Raw genomic sequence first — 19,428 nt, 5'->3', positions numbered from 1 at the left:
TGTAATGAGGTGAACAATTAAATGACTAACTTATTGGAAACGTTCGAAATGCAGATTGAAGAAACATCAGAGGGTAAAGTAGTAATTTCAATGCCTGTTACTGATAAAGTTAAACAACCATTTGGTTATTTGCATGGTGGTGCAACAATTGCTTTAGGTGAAACAGCGTGTTCATTAGGCGCTACTAATCTAATCGATACGAATTCGTTCATACCACTAGGTTTAGAAATGAATGCTAACCATATTCATTCGGTTAAAGAAGGTCGTGTTATTGCTACAGCAACGATTATTCATAAAGGAAGTACAACTCAAGTTTGGAATATAGAAATAAAAAGTGAACAAGGCCAATTGATAAGTGTTATGAGAGGAACAATTGGAATTAAACTTTTAAAGCAATAAAATACCAAACGCTACTTTAGTTCAATTAAGTATCGTTTTAAATATACTAATTGTAAAAGTATTTGTCTAAGAAAGAACGCAGGCGTGGGATGGTGAATTCATAAAGAATTCTGTCCTGCGCCTGCTTTTTTTTATAAGAAATATACAAGAAATCGCATTTAAAAATAGTTTATAGTTGTTACGTTGACAATTACTTCTAATGAAATTATGCATGTTTTTGGATATGTTGAGCTGATAAACGTTTATAGGCCTGCTTAATTCTTTGAGCGGCTTCTCTTCCACCCATGATATTTCTAGCAAAAGGACCCAGTTCTAAATCTGCTAAACCACCTGACACAAACAATTGAGGTAACCACTCTAATTCAGAACTAATAGAAGGTAATCCACAATGTGTTAAAGGTGCACTTTCATTTTTAATTAATGATTGAATCATAGTCTGTTTTAATAGTGTTGGTTCAAAACCTGTTGCTAATAAAATGAAATCATACGGGACAGACGCTTGTTCTGTATGAATTTGATGTTGGTCAACTGATAAAATATTGTCTTTGTGAATTACGAGTCGTCCAGATTGAATATGTTTCTTAAGTCGTAAATATAACTCTCTAGGCATTGAACCTTTATGTCTTTCGTGTTGAATGATAGACTGCCGTTCTAAAGAGGATTCAATATTTAAAAAGTGATTCATATTTTTAGGACCTAACCAACCTGGATCTGCATCGAAATGTTGGATATCAATGTCTTTATTCATCCATAAATGAATAACTTTATCATGAGATTGATTTATAAGTTTTAAAGTTAAATGGGCAGCAGAAATACCACTTCCTATAACGTGAGAACTGAGTCCATACATAGTTGTATTAAATGATTTATCGAAAATGTGGCACACATCATCAGCATCTTGATAAATATTAGGAATGTAGGGTTTATGCGTACATCCATTTGCTAATATAACGCAATCCGTGAGTATGATTTGATTATCATTTAATTGTATTTGCCATTGCCCATCTTTCTTTGCTAATGCTTCTACATAGCCTTGAATATGATTTTCGTTTAAATCATAATGATGAACTTGTTCGTGAACATGATGCATAAACATATCTCTTTGTGGACGTTGGTATTGACCATAAGTACCGTGTGCATATTGTTGAACTTTAGCGAATTGTTTTAAATGGAATGGGTTAGGGTGGATGTGATGTACAATTGGTGAACGCAAATAGGGCATGCTGATACGATGAGAAAAATCATTAAATTGTTCACATAGTGAGACATATGGGTCTATAATTGTTAATTTCTCTTTAGATAGCCCTAATTCTCTTAGTTGAATCGCAATTGTTGTACCTTGTAAACCGCCACCGATAATTGTCCAATGCATAATAACACTTCTTTCTTTATAAAACGTAATAATTACGATTTATATTATCATAAATATGTAGACTAGACAATAAAAAATGAGCGGAGACAGAAATCATTTTGAATTCTGTCTCCACCCACAATTGTGACTTGAGCTATATAAAGTTTGCTATAAGAACTTTTTCATATTAGTCAGTTGCTTTTTTTAGTTAAATCATTTTATCTTTAAATTCATTTTTTAGTTCATCGATCTTCGTATCTTTAGTATAAGGTGTTTTATTATTATAAGCTGCTCTCATTATTAAATGACTTGAAAGTGGGCCAGTTATAAGAATAAAAAGAATACCAAAGATTAATTGCATATTAATATATCCATCTGTAGCGATAAAGTATAAGAATGTGCCAAACAATAGGAAAATAGCACCTAAAGTTGCTGATTTTCCTGCAGCATGACCACGCGAATAAATATCTTTTAATCTTATAATACCAATAGCAGTAACGGCACTTATAATAGCTCCTAAAATGACAAAGATAACTGCTAAACTAATGATAATGTTCGTTATCACGTTCAATCACCTTACCTTTATCCATATATTTTGAGAAGACAGCTGTTCCTAAAAAGGCCAAAATACCAATTAATAAAATAGCAACGAGTAAATATTCTGAACCTATGAATATACTATATAACGCGATACACGCCATTAGTTGTAAACCGATTGCATCAAGCGCTAAAATTCTATCGGCTAATGTGGGACCTTTGATGATACGTACAAACATCGCTAACATTGATATTGCAACAACAATTAAAGCAATAATCATGATGATTTTTACCATTAGTCTTCGCCCACCTCTCTAACTACTCTCTCTAATGAAGATTTTATACCTTCAACTTCTTCTTCTTTAGTACTGAAATCTATAGAGTGAATATATATTTTTCTTCTATCATCACTAATACCTAATACGACTGTTCCTGGCGTTAATGTTATTAAATTAGATAATAAAACGATTTGCCAATCAGTTTTTAAATCAGTGTGATATACGAAGAAACCTGGTTCATTCTTAAGTTTAGGTTGTAGAACAATTTTTAAAACGTCGATATTAGCTTTTAATAATTCTACAAAAAATACAACCGCTAATTTTAATATTTTATAAATTTTTATGAAATAAAATCTTCCTGGTAATATTCTACTAAATAAATATACAAATCCGAGTCCTAGTATGAAGCCGAGTAAGAGGTTATTTAATGTATAGCTACCACTTAAGAAAATCCAAATAAAAGCTAAGATAAAGTTTAAAATAATTTGAATAGCCATTATGATCTACCTCCTAAGACACTCTCAATATAGATGCTAGGATCGTAAAACGATTGAGCCGCCTCAGAAATTAATGGATATAATAAATCAGCAGATAATCCAAATAAGACTGTGATGACGACAGCAATTATTGAAATAGTAGTAGCGTGTTTAACGTTAACACTTTGAGTAGGCTCATAACCTTTAGGTTTCCCGAAAAAGCCTTTTAAGAAAATATGAATGACTGAATATAGCACAACTAAACTTGAAAGTAATACGATAATACCACTTACATAAAATCCTTTTTCAAAGGTTGCTTGTACAATGTAATATTTACCATAAAAACCACTTAGAGGCGGTATACCAGCGAGACTTAGCGCTGCGATGAAGAAAGTCCATCCTAGTACAGGGTAGTGTTTAATTAAACCGCCAAAGTCTTTAAGACTTGTAGATTTCGTAATTTGATACATCACACCTATAAGTAAAAATAGGGCAGTTTTGACTAACATGTCATGAATTGTGTAGTAAATCGCACCTATAATACCTGCTTCATTCATCATTGCTACGCCAACTAAGATAACTCCGACTGCAATCATGATATTATAAATAATAATCTTTTTAGTATCATCGTATGCAATTGCACCTACCGAACCAAAAATGATCGTTAATAACGCTAAGAATAAAATTGTATAGTGCGAGAAACTCATTGTGTTGTGGAAGAACAAGCTCAAAGTTCTTAAAATCGCATATACGCCTACTTTTGTTAGTAGGGCACCAAAAAATGCAATGATTGCAAATGGTGGTGCATAATATGAACCTGGCAACCATACGTACATAGGGAAAGCACCGGCTTTAGTTGCGAACACGAAGATAAATAAAATAAAGACTATACTTAAGAGTCCGCTATGTGTGTTAGACAATGTAGATAATTTTTCACTAATATCTGCCATGTTTAACGTACCAACGATGGAATATAAAATCGCTACTGCAATTACAAAGAATGTTGAGGTTACTATATTAACTAATAAGTATTTGACAGTTTCACGTAATTGAATTTGAGTGCCACCTAGTACAAGTAGTGCGTAAGATGACATTAGGAAGACTTCGAAAAATACAAATAAGTTAAATATATCTCCAGTTGTAAATGCACCTATAATTCCTACTAACATAAATGTGATAGAGAAGTGATAATAATAACGTTCTCTATCAATTCCTGCTGTGGTACTTGAAAATGCAGTAATTAAAATGGTGATAATGATACTAGTCACAATCAACATTGCACTAAAACTATCTAGTAAAAAGATAATGCCATAAGGTGCAGGCCAAGAACCCAATTCTACTTTAAGCGGACCATCGACATATACATTTCTTAAATTGATTATTGCCACAATTAGTGTCAGGACTAGACCAGTTAAAGTGATATATCGTTTCGCACGATAACGTTGTCCTAAAAAGACCAATATAATTGCTGTAAAGATAGGTACGACTAATGAAAGGACGACTAAGTTATTTTCAATCATCATCTAACACTCCTTTCATTCTTTCTACGTTGTCAGTACCTAATTCTTTGTATGTTCTAAATGCTAAGACTAAGAAAAAGGCAGTTGTCGCAAAAGCGATAACGATTGCCGTTAGTATTAATGCATGGGGGATAGGATCGACATATTGACTAATATTTTTTTCATAGATTGGCATTTCGCCATGTTTCAATCCACCCATAGTAATTAAAAATAAATTTGATGCATGTGTAATTAAAGTTGTCCCCATAACAATTCGTATCAAACTTTTAGATAAAACGAGATAGACACTAATTGAAGTGAGGATGCCACATACAAATATCATGATTATTTCCACTATTCGCTCTCTCCAATCGTTATAATAATTGTCATAATCGTTCCAACTACTGCGCAAAGAACTCCGAAATCAAAGAACATCGGTGTGTTCATATGAACAGGTTGAAGTAGGGGCAACGGTATATTAAATTCCGTGTGTGTGAAAAAGTTTTCACCATAGAACCAACTCGCTAATGGAGTACCAACACAGAATAATAAGCCAATTCCAATTAAAATTTTAAAATCCCACGGGAATACCTTTTCCATCGTTTTAATATCAAACGCAATTGCGATGATAGTTAGTGCACATGATAATAGTAGGCCACCTACGAAGCCACCACCAGGTGTATAATGTCCTGCAAAGAATAAAGTGACCCCAAATAAGGCGATTAGAAAGGCGATAATAACAGCAGCATATTGAAACATTAAATTATTGTTCTGTCTGTTCATCACGTTTCACCTCACTTGATTGATGTTTACGACGCAACTTAATCATTGTATACACACCTAAACCAGCAATACCTAATACAGATGATTCAAATAAAGTATCCATACCACGGAAGTCAACAAGTATGACATTTACCATGTTCTTACCGTGAGCTAAATCATAAACATGTGCTTTATAGTATTCTCCAATAGATGTAAAATGTCTGTTTCCGTACGCAATTAAACCTAAGATAATTACAACAAGTCCGACACCAATTGAAATAAGTGCGTTCGTTAATTTAAATGATCGTGTTTCATTATAACGATTTAAATTAGGTAAATGATAGAAACATAATAAGAATAACGCTGTAGAAATCGATTCTACTACGAACTGAGTTAAGGCAAGGTCTGGTGCTTTGAAAAATACAAATAATACAGATACTGAATAACCGACCACACCTAGCATGATAACGCTAAATAAACGTGATTTAGCAATAACAACCATAAATGCTGCGATAATTAATAATATTAAAATCGCAATTTCGTAAATATGAATATTATTTATATCTTTAAAATTAAAGTCAAAAGGAACACTTAGTAACGTCACAATCGTAACGACAATAAGCATACCGAATATAATGACTAAGCTATCTCTAACATAACCATTTACATAACTATTCGTCATATTCGCTGAATAATTAGGCAAGTATTTTCCAGTAGAATCGTACCAATGATTTAATGTTAGACGTGTTGGCTGAGCGTGTAAGAGTCGGATCCAATAACTAAATGTTAGTAATAAAAGAATACCTAATATCCAAATAATTAATGTTGAAATAAATGCAGGAGTAATACCATGGAATAAATGAAATTCCGCATTAACATTACTCATACCACTAATTGCAGTAGTCGCTGGATCTACAATAGATTGCGTTAATAATCCTGGGAATAACCCAAAGACAACAACGAGTACTGCTAAAATGATTGGAGATAATAACATCAATATTGAAGCCTCATGTGCTTTTTTAGGTAAAGCATTAGGTTGATGTTTACCAAAGAAAATATACATAATAAATTTAATTGAATATACAAACGTAAATATACTACCCACAATAGCTAAAATAGGAAAAACAATACCTAATGTATCTAAACTGAAAACATTAGCGTGAGAAATCTCAATCATGGCTTCAAGAAATTTTTCTTTAGAAAGGAAGCCGTTAAACGGTGGAATACCTGCCATACTTAATGCTGTAATAACAGTAATTGTAAATGATATAGGCATAATCGTTAGCAAACCACCAAGTTTTTTAACATCTCTTGTGCCTGTAACATGATCTACAGCACCTGTAATCATGAATAACGCACCTTTAAATGTGGCGTGATTCACTAGATGAAACACTGCTGCAGTAAATCCAGCAATGTACAATTGGCTTTGACTTCCCTCGAAATGATAACTTACGGCACCAATACCTAACATCGACATAATCATGCCAAGTTGAGATACTGTTGAGAATGCGAGTATACCTTTCAAATCTTGTTGTTTTGTTGCATTTAAAGATGCCCAGAAAAGTGTGATTAAACCAACTAAAGTAATTGTCCAAATCCATCCTTGTGATATCGCAAAAAGCGGTGTAACACGTGCAACTAAATATAATCCTGCTTTCACCATTGTTGCCGAGTGTAGATATGCACTGACTGGGGTAGGTGCTTCCATAGCGTCAGGCAACCAAATATAAAATGGAACTTGTGCAGATTTAGTAAATGCACCCAACATAATAAGTACCATTGCGAAGATAAAGAATGGACTATGTTGAATCTCAGATGCATTAGCAATTAGCTCGTGTAAGCTAAGTGAATCACCTGCTAGAGAAATTAAAATGAATCCCCCTAATAAACTTAATCCACCAAATACGGTAATGATTAATGACTTCTGTGCACCATAAATAGATGCCTTTTTTTCTCTCCAGAAAGAGATAAGTAAAAAACTTGAAAACGAAGTCAATTCCCAAAATAGATATAAAATAATTAAATTGTCTGAAAGGACAACGCCTAACATTGCACCCATAAATAGTAATAAATAACAATAAAAATTACCAAGCTGTTCAGATTTACTTAAGTAACCAATGGAATATAAAACCACTAACGATCCTATACCTGTTATAAGTAAACTGAATAAAATGCTTAAGCCGTCAAGATATAAATCAAAATTCATACCTATATGTGGCATCCAGTTTAATGTTTTTATTACTGTATTACCTGACTGAGTAGTCGAAATTAGAGATAAGAAATAGATAAATAAGGCAACAGGAATAGGTAATACAAACCAACCTAAATGAATCTTTTTAAAGAATCGATATAGAATTGGAATAATGAGTGCAAATATTAACGGTAAAATGACCGCAATATGTAACAAACTCACTATGTTATCCTCCTTAAAAAATATTTATGCAATATATTATACATGAATCATATTGTTCTGAAAAACGACGAAAACGCATATAAGTAGTGATTTTTCAGAACTTGTTAAATAAGAAGAAACAGGTTCAAATGACCTATAAAAATTTTTGTTTATATTGAATTGAATAGTCAATTTTTATATTTTCAAGATTGTTTAAGGCTAGTTTTGCAAATTCAGTATTTTGCTGTTTTAAATCATTTTCCATTTTTGTAATAGCTTGTTGAAGTGACGCTTCATAAGTCATTTCCTCAACATTAAACTCGCGCAATTGTGAACGCGTTGCATAACGTTTCTCATAATGACTTAGAGCACGTCTTTCATGGAAAAAGACACCTTCAGTTTGTCCTGGATTATGTAAATCACCTTGTTTCGGATGTTTAATCACTTGCTCAACTTGAACTAGAACTTGGTCGTCATTCTCTTCTTTAATTGTAACGCCGTAAGCGCCAGTCTTATGTGAGAATCGGTATAACATGCTATATTACTTCCTTTCAAATGTGTTAAGATGTATCTATATCATCATAACATGAATGGAGAATTGAAATGACTAACTATCCACAACTAAACAAAGAAATACAAGACAATGAAATTAAAGTTGTTATGCATACAAATAAAGGCGATATGACATTTAAGTTGTTCCCAGATATCGCGCCAAAAACTGTTGAAAATTTTGTGACACACGCTAAAAATGGTTATTATGACGGTATTACTTTCCACCGTGTTATTAATGACTTCATGATTCAAGGAGGAGATCCTACAGCAACTGGTATGGGTGGTGAAAGTATTTATGGAGGTTCTTTTGAAGATGAATTCTCTTTAGAGGCTTTTAACTTATATGGTGCGCTTTCAATGGCAAATGCAGGACCAAACACAAATGGTTCTCAATTCTTTGTTGTTCAAATGAAAGAAGTTCCAGAATCTATGGTTAACCAATTAGTAGATGGTGGCTGGCCTGAACCGATTGCCAAAGCATATGCGGATAATGGTGGCACGCCTTGGTTAGATCAAAAACACACTGTGTTCGGACAACTAATTGAAGGCGAAGCAACTTTAGAAGATATTGCAAATACTAAAGTAGGTGCACAAGATAAACCTGTACATGATGTAGTTATTGAATCTATTGATGTAGAAGATAAATAATGATTGATTATGAACAAATCTTACGAATCGACGGTTGATGTCGATTCGTTTTTTTATGGTTTAAACTTTCTATTCAATTGCAATTTTAAAAACGATAACCTTAAATGCGAACGTTAATTTAGTATTTGTCGGAAGGGTTATTATATTTTTGAAAAAATGTGGATTTTTATTGATTATAGTTAGTCCAAGTTTGTGATTTATGCTATTATAATTATGTTAAGTAAATCGAAGTAAGGGGTTATCAAGTTGAATAATCACTATAAAGAAGGTCAGCATATTAAAGTGCGTGTGACTGGAATTCAACCGTATGGCGCTTTCGTTGAGACCCCTGACCATACTGAAGGACTTATCCATATTTCTGAAATTATGGATGATTATGTCCACAACTTAAAAAAATTTCTATCAGAAGGACAAATCGTTAAAGCAAAAATTTTATCAATTGATGATGAAGGAAAACTAAATTTGTCTCTTAAAGATAATGATTACTTTAAGAATTATGAACGAAAAAAAGAAAAGCAGTCAGTATTAGATGAAATTAAAGAAACAGAAAAGTATGGGTTTCAAACACTTGAAGAACGCCTACCGGTCTGGATTAAACAGTCTAAACGTGCGATTCGTAATAATTGATTGACTGTTAACACGCTAAGCTAACGTTATATTTTAATATAGCGTTAGCTTTTTTATGCGTTTGATTATAAAAAAGTGACACAAATATATGCATATACAGTCAAGCAGAATATTGGAGGAGCTTTAATTCTGTGTGCTATAGTCTGGTCATAATTAAAAAGGAAAGGACTTACCTATGAATAAAAAATATGAAAAATTATTTGAAACCGTAACTTTGCCAAATGGGGTTGAATTAAAAAATCGTTTTGTATTGGCTCCATTAACGCATACTTCATCTAATGATGATGGTACAATTTCTGACGTGGAAATACCGTATATTGAAAAGCGCTCTAAAGATGTTGGTCTAGCCATCAATGCTGCAAGTAATGTTAACGATATTGGTAAAGCTTTTCCGGGACAACCTTCTGTTGCGCATGATTCAGATATAGAAGGACTCAAGCGTTTAGCACAAGCTATGAAGAAGAATGGTGCTAAAGCTTTAGTTCAAATTCATCATGGTGGCGCACAAGCATTAGCTAATTTAACACCGAATGGAGATGTTGTTGCACCAAGTCCTATCACTTTAAAAAGCTTCGGACAACAACATGAACATGATGCTAGAGAAATTACGCCTGAAGAAATTGAACAAACAATTAAAGATTTCGGTGAAGCGACGCGTCGAGTAATTGAAGCTGGGTTTGATGGCGTAGAAATTCATGGTGCTAATCACTATTTAATTCACCAATTTGTATCTCCATATTATAATAGAAGAAATGATGAATGGTCTGATCACATGAAGTTTCCAACTGCTGTTATAGATGAAGTATTAAAGGCTAAATCAGAATATGCGAGCGATGATTTCATAGTAGGGTATCGACTTTCTCCTGAAGAAGCTGAAACACCGGGTATTTCAATGGAAATTACCGAACAATTAATTAATACAATTACTGAAAAATCAATTGATTATGTTCATATATCTCTTGGAGATATTCATTCAACTACAAGAGAAGGTAAGTATGCAGGACAAGAGCGATTGAAATTAATTCACCAATGGGTGGATGGTCGTATCCCAGTTATTGGTATAGGATCTGTATTTAAAGCTGATGACGCATTAGACGCTATTAAATCAACAGGTGTTGAACTCGTAGCACTTGGTCGTGAAATATTATTAGATTATAATTTCATCAGCAAAATTCAAGAAGGAAAAGAAGACGAAATTTTATCAGAATTTGACCCTCATCGTGAAGATAAGCATGAATTACCACCTAATTTGTGGAAACAATTTAACCAAGGTTTTTATCCGTTACCTCGTAAAGATAAATAGTATTAATGAGTGAATAAATGTTAAACTTTGCGGTTAGTTTTAATCTAGTTAAAAAGAAGATGTTCAAAATATCTTTATAAATGTAGTTTGATAAATGTAGATGAACTTAGAGAGTTTATAAAAGATTATGGCAATCATTCTTGTCATAATCTTTTTTACGTAAACACCAAAGGAATCTTAATTAATTTTATTTATCGGAAAATTTTTAATATTTTGCTTGTAAAAATATTGATAGATATGTCATTATATCTGTAAGGGCTTTCATTTAGAAACGAAGGGCATATTTGATGTAACAATGAGTCATTTAATGCTCTTATTAATTTTGCAATTATACTTCTTTGTATATGACATCGAAAGCCGTAATCGTATGGCCATTAGTTTTAATATAAATTAAGCAAAGGGGAGATATTATGACTAAGTCAGAACAAATCATTGAATTAACCAACCATTATGGAGCTCAAAACTACGTACCACTACCAATCGTTGTTGCAGAAGCGGAAGGTATTTGGGTAACTGATCCAGAAGGTAATAAATATATGGATATGCTTTCAGCTTATTCAGCTGTTAACCAAGGACACCGTCATCCTAAAATTATTCAAGCACTTAAAGATCAAGCTGACAAAGTAACTTTGGTTTCTCGTGCTTTTCATAGTGATAATTTAGGTGAATGGTATGAAAAAGTTTGTAAATTATCAGGTAAAGATAAAGCACTACCAATGAATACCGGTGCGGAAGCAGTTGAAACTGCATTGAAAGCTGCACGTCGTTGGGCATATGATGTAAAAGGTCTTGAACCAGATAAAGCTGAAATTATCGCATTTAATGGTAATTTCCATGGTCGTACTATGGCGCCAGTATCTTTATCATCAGAAGCTGAGTACCAACGTGGTTATGGTCCGTTATTAGATGGTTTCCGCAAAGTGAATTTCGGCGATGTTGATAAATTAAAAGAAGCTATTAATGAGAATACAGCTGCTATTTTAGTTGAACCGATTCAAGGTGAAGCAGGTATTAATATCCCACCTGAAGGTTATTTAAAAGCTATCAGAGAATTATGTGATGAACATAATATTTTATTTATTGCCGATGAAATTCAAGCTGGTTTAGGACGTTCTGGTAAATTATTTGCGACTGATTGGGATAATGTTAAACCTGATGTTTATATTTTAGGAAAAGCGCTTGGTGGCGGCGTACTACCTATTTCTGTAGTCTTAGCTGACAACGAAGTACTGGATGTATTTACACCTGGTTCACATGGTTCTACGTTTGGTGGTAATCCATTAGCTTGTGCCGTTTCAATCGCTGCGTTAGATGTCATATTAGATGAAGATTTACCTGGCCGTTCACATGAATTAGGGGAATACTTTAAATCTGAATTACAAAAAATTAATCACCCAGCTATTAAAGAAGTACGTGGTCGTGGTCTCTTTATTGGTGTTGAATTACATGAAAGTGCTAGACCTTTCTGTGAAGCATTAAAAGAAAAAGGACTATTATGTAAAGAAACTCATGATACGGTGATTCGATTTGCTCCACCTTTAGTTATTTCTAAAGAAGAATTAGATGATGCATTAGATAGAATCAGAAGCGTGTTTAATTAAGTTCAAAAAGTTGTAACATTCATTTTGAAAACCCTTTAAAAAGCAAAGACATGTGTTACAATATGTATGAAAGCGAAATCATTTGTTAAAAAGAGGCGAAAGTGATTATGACTGAGAATAATAATTTAGTGACTTCGACACAAAGTATCATTAAAGAAGCTTTACACAAATTGGGATTTGACGATGGTATGTATGATTTAATCAAAGAACCATTAAGATTTTTACAAGTTCGTATCCCAGTACGCATGGATGACGGTACTGTTAAAACATTTACAGGTTATCGTGCTCAACATAACGATGCTGTTGGTCCAACTAAAGGTGGGGTCCGTTTCCACCCTGAAGTAGATGAAGAAGAAGTTAAAGCATTATCTATGTGGATGACTTTGAAATGCGGTATTGTTAATTTACCATACGGTGGTGGTAAAGGTGGTATCGTATGTGACCCACGTCAAATGAGTATTCATGAAGTTGAACGTTTATCTCGTGGATATGTACGTGCAATTTCTCAATTCGTTGGTCCTACTAAAGATATTCCAGCACCAGACGTATTTACTAACTCTCAAATTATGGCTTGGATGATGGATGAATATAGTGCTTTGGATAAATTTAACTCACCTGGTTTTATTACAGGTAAACCTATCGTATTAGGTGGTTCACAAGGACGCGATCGTTCAACTGCATTGGGCGTAGTGATTGCTATTGAACAAGCAGCTAAACGTCGTGGTAAGGAAATCAAAGGTTCTCGCGTAGTTATCCAAGGGTTTGGTAACGCAGGTAGTTTCTTAGCTAAATTCTTATATGACATGGGTGCAAAAGTCGTAGGAATTTCTGATGCTTATGGTGCATTACATGATCCAGAAGGTTTAGATATCGATTATTTATTAGATCGTCGTGATAGTTTCGGTACAGTTACAAACTTATTCGATAACACAATTTCTAACAAAGAATTGTTCGAGTTAGATTGTGACATTCTAGTACCAGCTGCGATTTCTAACCAAATCACTGAAGATAATGCGAATGATATTAAAGCCGATATTGTTGTTGAAGCGGCAAATGGACCTACTACACCTGAAGCTACACGAATTTTAACTGAACGCGGTATCTTATTGGTACCAGACGTACTAGCAAGTGCTGGTGGTGTAACAGTTTCATACTTCGAATGGGTGCAAAATAACCAAGGTTATTATTGGTCTGAAGAGGAAGTTAACGATAAATTACGTGAAAAATTAGTAGATGCTTTTGATTCAATATACGAATTAGCACAAAATAGAAAAATTGACATGAGACTAGCAGCTTATATTATAGGTATTAAACGTACTGCAGAAGCAGCTCGCTACCGTGGTTGGGCATAAACCGATATATAAACATAAATAAACGCTATAGCTTGTTATGGGAGTGAAACAAGTTATAGCGTTTTTGTTTTGATTCAAGAGCCTGGGACTTACATTATATAATGATGCTATTTTGCAAATTCGCAGTAGCTGAATGTATTAAAATTTTTACTTACTTTTGTGAACTTATTGCTTTATATTGATCAGCATAATTCGTAAACACACCATCAACACCGTATTGGTTCAAGCGCTGCATATCGGCAGTTTCATTCACGGTAAATGGATGTACGAGGAAACCTAAATCTTTTAAATGAGCTGTATTTTGTGCATTTAAATCACTATATTCAGGACCGACGCCAATTGCATAAGAATGAATACGTTGTAAATCTGTTTCACTTTGTTGAGCTAATTCACCTTTGTCCAATAGGCGTATTAATGGCACATTTGAATTTAATTGATGCATTTTTAATAAGCTAGCTTCTGAAAATGATTGTACCAGGACATGTCCATTTTCTAGAGAATTTGAAGTAAGCATGTTATGTCGGTTTAGTGTGTCTAGCAGTTGCTGTTCCATACCTGGATACACATCGGGTTGCTTAGTTTCAATATAATAATTTGCATTTGTACCATAACGTGACAATATCTCGTCTAACGTTGGCACTGTAGCCCCTTTATAACTATCTTTGGCTAATTGAGGATTTTGTTCATTAAATGATGAACCTGCATCTAATTTCTTTAATTCAGCTAATGTATAGTCCTCGACACGACCTGAGCCGTTTGTTGTACGATCAACTGTTTCGTCATGCATTGCAACTAAATGACCATCTTTAGTGCGTTGTTAATCTATTTCAATATATGAGGCACCTAATTCGTTATGACTTTTATCGTACGCTGCAAAAGTATGCTCTGGTGCATAGCCACTAGCACCACGATGTGCAATAGTAGTATGGCGCTCTCCTGTTAAATTTCTTGACCAATTAGTAAGATTGTTTTGATTTTTAGATGCATTAGTTAGATTCGTAGTTGTAGTGTTTGATGATTCACCACCACTTGCTTCAACGGGCGTATGTATAATCGCTAGACTCAAACTGGCTACTGTTAAACATGAAATGATACCTTTATTACTTGCTTTCAACAAACTCATCCTTTCATAGTTAAATATATAATTAAAATCTATCAGAGCAATTTTGTGTAAGAAAGTGAATTTGCAGAAGCTTTAAATAACTATTATATACTTAATGTTAACTCAATATATTTAACAAAAGGGTTGGGAATGGATAGAATTCATTCAGAATTCGTTAGCCCATACCCAACCTCTAAAATTAATCGTTATTTAATAATTTTTCAGCAACTTTAAGTTGATGACGTACTGCGTCTTGGCCTGTTGAACCATAACTTTTTCTTCGGCTAAGACAGTTTTCCGGTTTAAGATAATCATAAACATCTTGATCAATATTTGAATTTAATTCTTTGTAATGTTCAAGAGGTACATCTAATAAATAGATACCTTGTTGAATGCACTCAAAGACAATTTTACCAACAATTTCGTGTGCCTTTCTAAATGGTACATCTTTAGCTACTAAATAATCAGCTAATTCCGTTGCATTTGAAAAGTCTTGATGCACAGTTTCGTTTAAACGGTCTGTATTAACAGTCATTGTATCTAACATACCTTCAAAAATTCGTAGTGAACCTTTTATAGTACGTACTGAATCAAATAAACCTTCTTTATCTTCTTGTAAGTCTTTATTATATGCAAGTGGCAACCCTTTTAATGTTACAAGCATGCTCATTAAATGTCCTGTAGCACGTCCTACTTTACCACGAATAAGTTCTGCCATATCTGGATTCTTCTTCTGAGGCATAATAGATGAACCTGTAGAGAAAGCATCAGATAGGGTAATGAATTTCGCTTCATCCGTAGACCAAAAAATAATTTCTTCAGCAAAACGTGATAAATGAATCATAGTTAATGAAATATTATGCAAAGTTTCAATAATGTAATCACGATCACTCACTGCATCTAAACTATTCTCATAAACTGAACTAAATTCTAATAATTGTTGCGTTTCGTGTCTATCGATAGGGTGTGTTGTACCACTTAATGCAGCTGCACCCAATGGTGAAATATCAATACGTTTCATACTATCAATGAAACGTGAATAGTCTCTTTCTAGCATCCAGAAATATGTCATAACATGGTGTGCAAAAGAAATCGGTTGAGCACGTTGTAAGTGTGTATATCCTGGCATGATTGTATCCACATGTGATTGAGCTAGTTTAAGAATGGATGTTTGGAATGAACGAATAAGGTCTTGAATTTCAAGTACTTCTTTTTTTACGTATAAATGCAAGTCAGTAGCCACTTGGTCATTTCTACTACGACCCGTATGCAACTTACCTCCAGCGTCACCGACACGTTGAATGAGTTCATGTTCAATGTTTAAATGAATATCTTCAAGCGATTTTTTAAACGCAAGCTTCCCATTATGAAAGTCTTGTTGAATCTCTTTTAAGCCATTAATGATTGCGTCTTTATCATCTTGTGAAATGATATTTTGATTAGCTAACATGGTAGCATGTGCAATACTACCTTGGACATCTTCATCCAACAATGTTTGGTCGAAATCTATGGAAGCATTAAATTCATCTACCCAATCTTCCGGCTGTTGTTGAAAACGGCCACCCCATGCTTTACTACTCATTACTATAACCTCCATGAAGATATGCATTTACTTGAGTAGGTAAACCATAAATATCGATGAAACCTACTGCTGCTGATTGATTGAATGCATCTTCTTTAGTGTATGTTGCTAATTTTTCATCATATAGCGTGTATGGAGATTTTCTTCCATTAACAATGGCATTACCTTTAAATAATTTAATTCTAACATCACCTTCAACATATTGTTGCGTGCTATCAATGAATAATTTTAAGCTATCAGTTAATGGTGAGAACCATAAACCATTATAAGTTTGTTCAGCAAATTGTTTTTCAATCACTGGTTTGAAATGAGCTACATCTTTAGTTAACGTTAATGTTTCAAGTGCTTTATGTGCTTTTAATATTACTTCTGCACCAGGAGTTTCATATATTTCACGAGATTTAATACCAACTAGACGATTTTCTACATGGTCGATACGTCCAATTCCGTGTTTTCCAGCTAGTTCATTCAAAGTTAATATTAATTGATCTAAGTCATAATCTTGATGATTTAATTGAACTGGAACACCGTTTTTAAATGAAAGGATAATTTCATCAGGTGTATCTGGTGTATCTTCTAACTCTGCAGTCAAATCATAAGCGTCTTTTGGAGGGGCAGCATACGGATCTTCTAAAATACCACACTCATTTGCTCTACCCCATAAGTTTTGATCAATTGAATAAGGAGAATCGTGATTGATGCCAACGGGGATATTGTGTTTAATGGCATAATCAATTTCTTCTTCACGACTCCAACCCCATTCTCTTACTGGCGCAAATGCTTTTAGGTTAGGGTTTAATGCTTTAATAGCAACTTCGAAACGAACTTGGTCATTACCTTTACCAGTACAACCATGCGCGATACCGACAGAATTAGTTTGTTCAGCAATCTCAACTAATTTCTTAGCGATAAGTGGACGAGATAAAGCTGAAACGAGTGGATAACTATTTTCATACATTAAGTTACCTTTGATTGCATAACTTACAAAGTCATCACTAAATTCTTTAGTAGCATCAATAATATGACACTCAACTGCACCCATATCTAGTGCTTTAGAATATACAACATCTAAATCTTTACCTTCACCAACATCTAAACATACAACTACGACATCATAGCCTTTATCTATAAGCCATTTAACGGCTACACTTGTATCTAATCCACCTGAATATGCTAATACGATTTTCTCTTTCATTAAAATTCACCTCATAATTTTTCTGAAAATTGATATAAATTTATACTAACAGATATCAAATGAAAATAAAACCATTTTTTTACATAAATATACAAAAATTTGAAAATGTCTTTTTTATCAACATCTCAATTGTATTAAAGGATATGTTACATATTGATATAGAAATATAAGTATTATTTTATTTAGAAATTATTCATTTTAAAATTATTAAAAATGTCTTAAAATTGTTGAATTAATTTGAAAATATTCGAATAGTCAGTCATGTCAATTGAATAGCAGGCTTAAAGTTAGTAAAATTAAATCAACAAAGATATACAGGAGGCTTTTATAAAATGACTCATATTCAATTAGATTATGGAAAAGCATTGGAATTCTTTGGTCAACATGAAATTGATCAACAACAAGATATCGTTAAAACAATTCATAAAACGATTCACGAAGGTACTGGTGCAGGTAGTGATTTCTTAGGTTGGGTGAATCTTCCGGAAGACTATGATAAGAAAGAATTTTCAAGAATTGTGGAAGCATCAAAACGTATAAAATCTAATTCAGACGTATTAGTAGTAATTGGTATTGGAGGCTCATATTTAGGTGCACGTGCTGCTATTGAAATGTTAACTTCATCATTCCGCAATTCAAAGGAATACCCTGAAATTGTATTCGTGGGTAATCATTTATCATCAACGTACACTAAAGAATTAGTAGACTACTTATCAGATAAAGATTTTTCAGTAAATGTTATTTCTAAATCTGGTACAACTACAGAACCAGCAGTAGCATTTAGACTATTTAAACAATTAGTTGAAGATAAGTATGGAAAAGCAGAAGCTAAAAAACGTATCTTTGCTACTACAGATAAAGCAAAAGGCGCATTAAAACAATTAGCAGATAATGAAGGTTATGAAACGTTTGTAGTACCAGATGATGTTGGTGGTCGTTATTCTGTATTAACTGCTGTGGGTCTATTACCGATTGCAACAGCTGGCATAAATATTGAATCAATCATGATTGGTGCAAACAAAGCGCGTAAAGAATTATCATCAGATAAATTAGATGAAAATATTGCTTATCAATATGCGACAATCCGTAATATTTTATATAGCAAAGGCTACACTACTGAAATGTTGATTAATTATGAACCGTCAATGCAATATTTCAATGAGTGGTGGAAACAATTATATGGTGAGTCTGAAGGTAAAGACTTTAAAGGTATATATCCATCTAGTGCAAACTATACAACTGACTTACATTCATTAGGTCAATATGTCCAAGAAGGACGTCGTTTCTTATTTGAAACAGTTGTAAAAGTAAACAACCCTAAACACGATATTACAATTGAAGAAGATAGTGATGATTTAGATGGATTAAATTACTTAGCAGGTAAAACAATTGATGAAGTTAATACTAAAGCATTTGAAGGTACACTATTAGCTCACACTGATGGTGGCGTTCCTAATGTTGTTGTGAATATTCCACGCTTAGACGAAGAAACATTTGGTTATGTTGTATACTTCTTTGAATTAGCGTGTGCAATGAGTGGATATCAATTAGGCGTTAATCCATTTAACCAACCTGGAGTGGAAGCCTATAAACAAAACATGTTTGCATTATTAGGTAAACCTGGATTTGAAGATAAGAAGAAAGAATTAGAAGAGCGTTTATAATTCTCTAGTCATTCAATAGCGTCAATTAAATATGTCTTACAAAGTCGATATGGATCAAATTCCGTATCGACTTTTCTATTATATACCTTTATATTAAAGCTAAGGAAT

18 protein-coding genes and 1 pseudogene are annotated in these 19,428 nt (G+C 33.4%); 7 read left to right on the top strand and 12 right to left on the bottom strand.

Translation table 11 applies throughout. From position 1 onward, the window contains the following. The first annotated feature begins 21 nt into the window (after nt 1–21). Nucleotides 22–399, top strand: a complete 378-nt coding sequence (locus tag HMPREF2715_RS00670; RefSeq protein WP_070581505.1) for a PaaI family thioesterase — start codon at nt 22–24, stop codon at nt 397–399. Between the two features lie 205 nt (nt 400–604). Here HMPREF2715_RS00670 and HMPREF2715_RS00665 read toward each other — a convergent pair whose 3' ends face one another. From HMPREF2715_RS00665 to kapB, 9 genes are all read right to left on the bottom strand, one after another. Continuing rightward, entirely contained in the window at nt 605–1,771 is a 1,167-nt protein-coding gene (locus HMPREF2715_RS00665) for an NAD(P)-binding domain-containing protein (protein WP_070839140.1), read from the bottom strand. Between the two features lie 187 nt (nt 1,772–1,958). Then, nucleotides 1,959–2,315, bottom strand: coding sequence for a Na+/H+ antiporter subunit G1 (locus HMPREF2715_RS00660; protein ID WP_011276272.1), 357 nt, complete (start codon nt 2,313–2,315; stop codon nt 1,959–1,961). Beyond that, nucleotides 2,293–2,583, bottom strand: a complete 291-nt coding sequence (locus HMPREF2715_RS00655) for a Na(+)/H(+) antiporter subunit F1 (RefSeq protein WP_070581504.1) — start codon at nt 2,581–2,583, stop codon at nt 2,293–2,295. Before HMPREF2715_RS00655 ends, HMPREF2715_RS00660 begins: the two co-directional genes overlap by 23 nt. After that, nucleotides 2,583–3,062 (bottom strand): Na+/H+ antiporter subunit E, encoded by a 480-nt coding sequence (locus HMPREF2715_RS00650; RefSeq protein ID WP_037548993.1) that lies wholly within the window; start codon nt 3,060–3,062, stop codon nt 2,583–2,585. Before HMPREF2715_RS00650 ends, HMPREF2715_RS00655 begins: the two co-directional genes overlap by 1 nt. Continuing rightward, the gene (locus HMPREF2715_RS00645; protein WP_070678364.1) at nt 3,062–4,561 is read right to left on the bottom strand and encodes a Na+/H+ antiporter subunit D; all 1,500 of its coding nucleotides are present in this window, start codon (nt 4,559–4,561) and stop codon (nt 3,062–3,064) included. Before HMPREF2715_RS00645 ends, HMPREF2715_RS00650 begins: the two co-directional genes overlap by 1 nt. Further along, nucleotides 4,554–4,895: a Na+/H+ antiporter Mnh1 subunit C gene (mnhC1, locus tag HMPREF2715_RS00640; protein ID WP_070581502.1), complete on the bottom strand. Its 342-nt coding sequence runs from the start codon at nt 4,893–4,895 to the stop codon at nt 4,554–4,556. Before mnhC1 ends, HMPREF2715_RS00645 begins: the two co-directional genes overlap by 8 nt. After that, nucleotides 4,895–5,323 (bottom strand): Na(+)/H(+) antiporter subunit B, encoded by a 429-nt coding sequence (locus tag HMPREF2715_RS00635; RefSeq protein ID WP_016931159.1) that lies wholly within the window; start codon nt 5,321–5,323, stop codon nt 4,895–4,897. Before HMPREF2715_RS00635 ends, mnhC1 begins: the two co-directional genes overlap by 1 nt. Next, entirely contained in the window at nt 5,304–7,715 is a 2,412-nt protein-coding gene (locus HMPREF2715_RS00630; protein WP_070581501.1) for a Na+/H+ antiporter subunit A, read from the bottom strand. Before HMPREF2715_RS00630 ends, HMPREF2715_RS00635 begins: the two co-directional genes overlap by 20 nt. Nucleotides 7,716–7,848: 133 nt before the next feature. Further along, complete coding sequence (gene kapB, locus HMPREF2715_RS00625) at nt 7,849–8,229, bottom strand: sporulation phosphorelay system protein KapB (RefSeq protein WP_070581500.1); 381 nt, start codon at nt 8,227–8,229, stop codon at nt 7,849–7,851. A gap of 68 nt (nt 8,230–8,297) precedes the next feature. Between kapB and HMPREF2715_RS00620 the strand changes: the two genes are divergently transcribed. From HMPREF2715_RS00620 to HMPREF2715_RS00600, 5 genes are all read left to right on the top strand, one after another. Then, nucleotides 8,298–8,894, top strand: coding sequence for a peptidylprolyl isomerase (locus HMPREF2715_RS00620; RefSeq protein ID WP_016931161.1), 597 nt, complete (start codon nt 8,298–8,300; stop codon nt 8,892–8,894). A gap of 246 nt (nt 8,895–9,140) precedes the next feature. Then, complete coding sequence (gene ygs, locus HMPREF2715_RS00615; protein WP_011276262.1) at nt 9,141–9,521, top strand: S1 domain-containing post-transcriptional regulator Ygs; 381 nt, start codon at nt 9,141–9,143, stop codon at nt 9,519–9,521. 175 nt (nt 9,522–9,696) lie between these two features. Continuing rightward, nucleotides 9,697–10,824, top strand: coding sequence for an NADH-dependent flavin oxidoreductase (locus tag HMPREF2715_RS00610; RefSeq protein WP_070581499.1), 1,128 nt, complete (start codon nt 9,697–9,699; stop codon nt 10,822–10,824). Nucleotides 10,825–11,234: 410 nt separating this feature from the next. Next, nucleotides 11,235–12,425 (top strand): ornithine--oxo-acid transaminase, encoded by a 1,191-nt coding sequence (locus HMPREF2715_RS00605; protein ID WP_070581498.1) that lies wholly within the window; start codon nt 11,235–11,237, stop codon nt 12,423–12,425. A gap of 107 nt (nt 12,426–12,532) precedes the next feature. After that, nucleotides 12,533–13,777, top strand: a complete 1,245-nt coding sequence (locus HMPREF2715_RS00600; RefSeq protein ID WP_070581497.1) for a Glu/Leu/Phe/Val family dehydrogenase — start codon at nt 12,533–12,535, stop codon at nt 13,775–13,777. Between the two features lie 151 nt (nt 13,778–13,928). Here the strand turns inward: HMPREF2715_RS00600 and HMPREF2715_RS00595 are convergent. The 3 genes and pseudogenes from HMPREF2715_RS00595 to HMPREF2715_RS00585 all read right to left on the bottom strand — a co-directional run bounded on the left by HMPREF2715_RS00595 (nt 13,929) and on the right by HMPREF2715_RS00585 (nt 17,656). Continuing rightward, a pseudogene (locus HMPREF2715_RS00595) lies at nt 13,929–14,891 on the bottom strand (glycerophosphodiester phosphodiesterase). A gap of 187 nt (nt 14,892–15,078) precedes the next feature. After that, nucleotides 15,079–16,461, bottom strand: a complete 1,383-nt coding sequence (gene argH, locus HMPREF2715_RS00590) for an argininosuccinate lyase (RefSeq protein ID WP_070581496.1) — start codon at nt 16,459–16,461, stop codon at nt 15,079–15,081. After that, entirely contained in the window at nt 16,454–17,656 is a 1,203-nt protein-coding gene (locus HMPREF2715_RS00585) for an argininosuccinate synthase (RefSeq protein WP_070581495.1), read from the bottom strand. The genes argH and HMPREF2715_RS00585 overlap by 8 nt, the downstream gene beginning before the upstream one ends. Before the next feature lie 332 nt (nt 17,657–17,988). On the opposite strand from HMPREF2715_RS00585, the gene HMPREF2715_RS00580 reads away from it, so the two are divergent. Beyond that, the gene (locus HMPREF2715_RS00580; protein WP_037549027.1) at nt 17,989–19,320 is read left to right on the top strand and encodes a glucose-6-phosphate isomerase; all 1,332 of its coding nucleotides are present in this window, start codon (nt 17,989–17,991) and stop codon (nt 19,318–19,320) included. The last annotated feature ends 108 nt before the right edge of the window (nt 19,321–19,428 follow it).

Source organism: Staphylococcus sp. HMSC062A01 (assembly GCF_001836805.1).
In the GTDB taxonomy this organism is placed as follows: Bacteria; Bacillota; Bacilli; order Staphylococcales; family Staphylococcaceae; genus Staphylococcus; species Staphylococcus haemolyticus.
The sequence above is the reverse complement of the archived record's forward strand: the minus strand, read 5'-3'. Positions and strand labels throughout refer to the sequence as shown.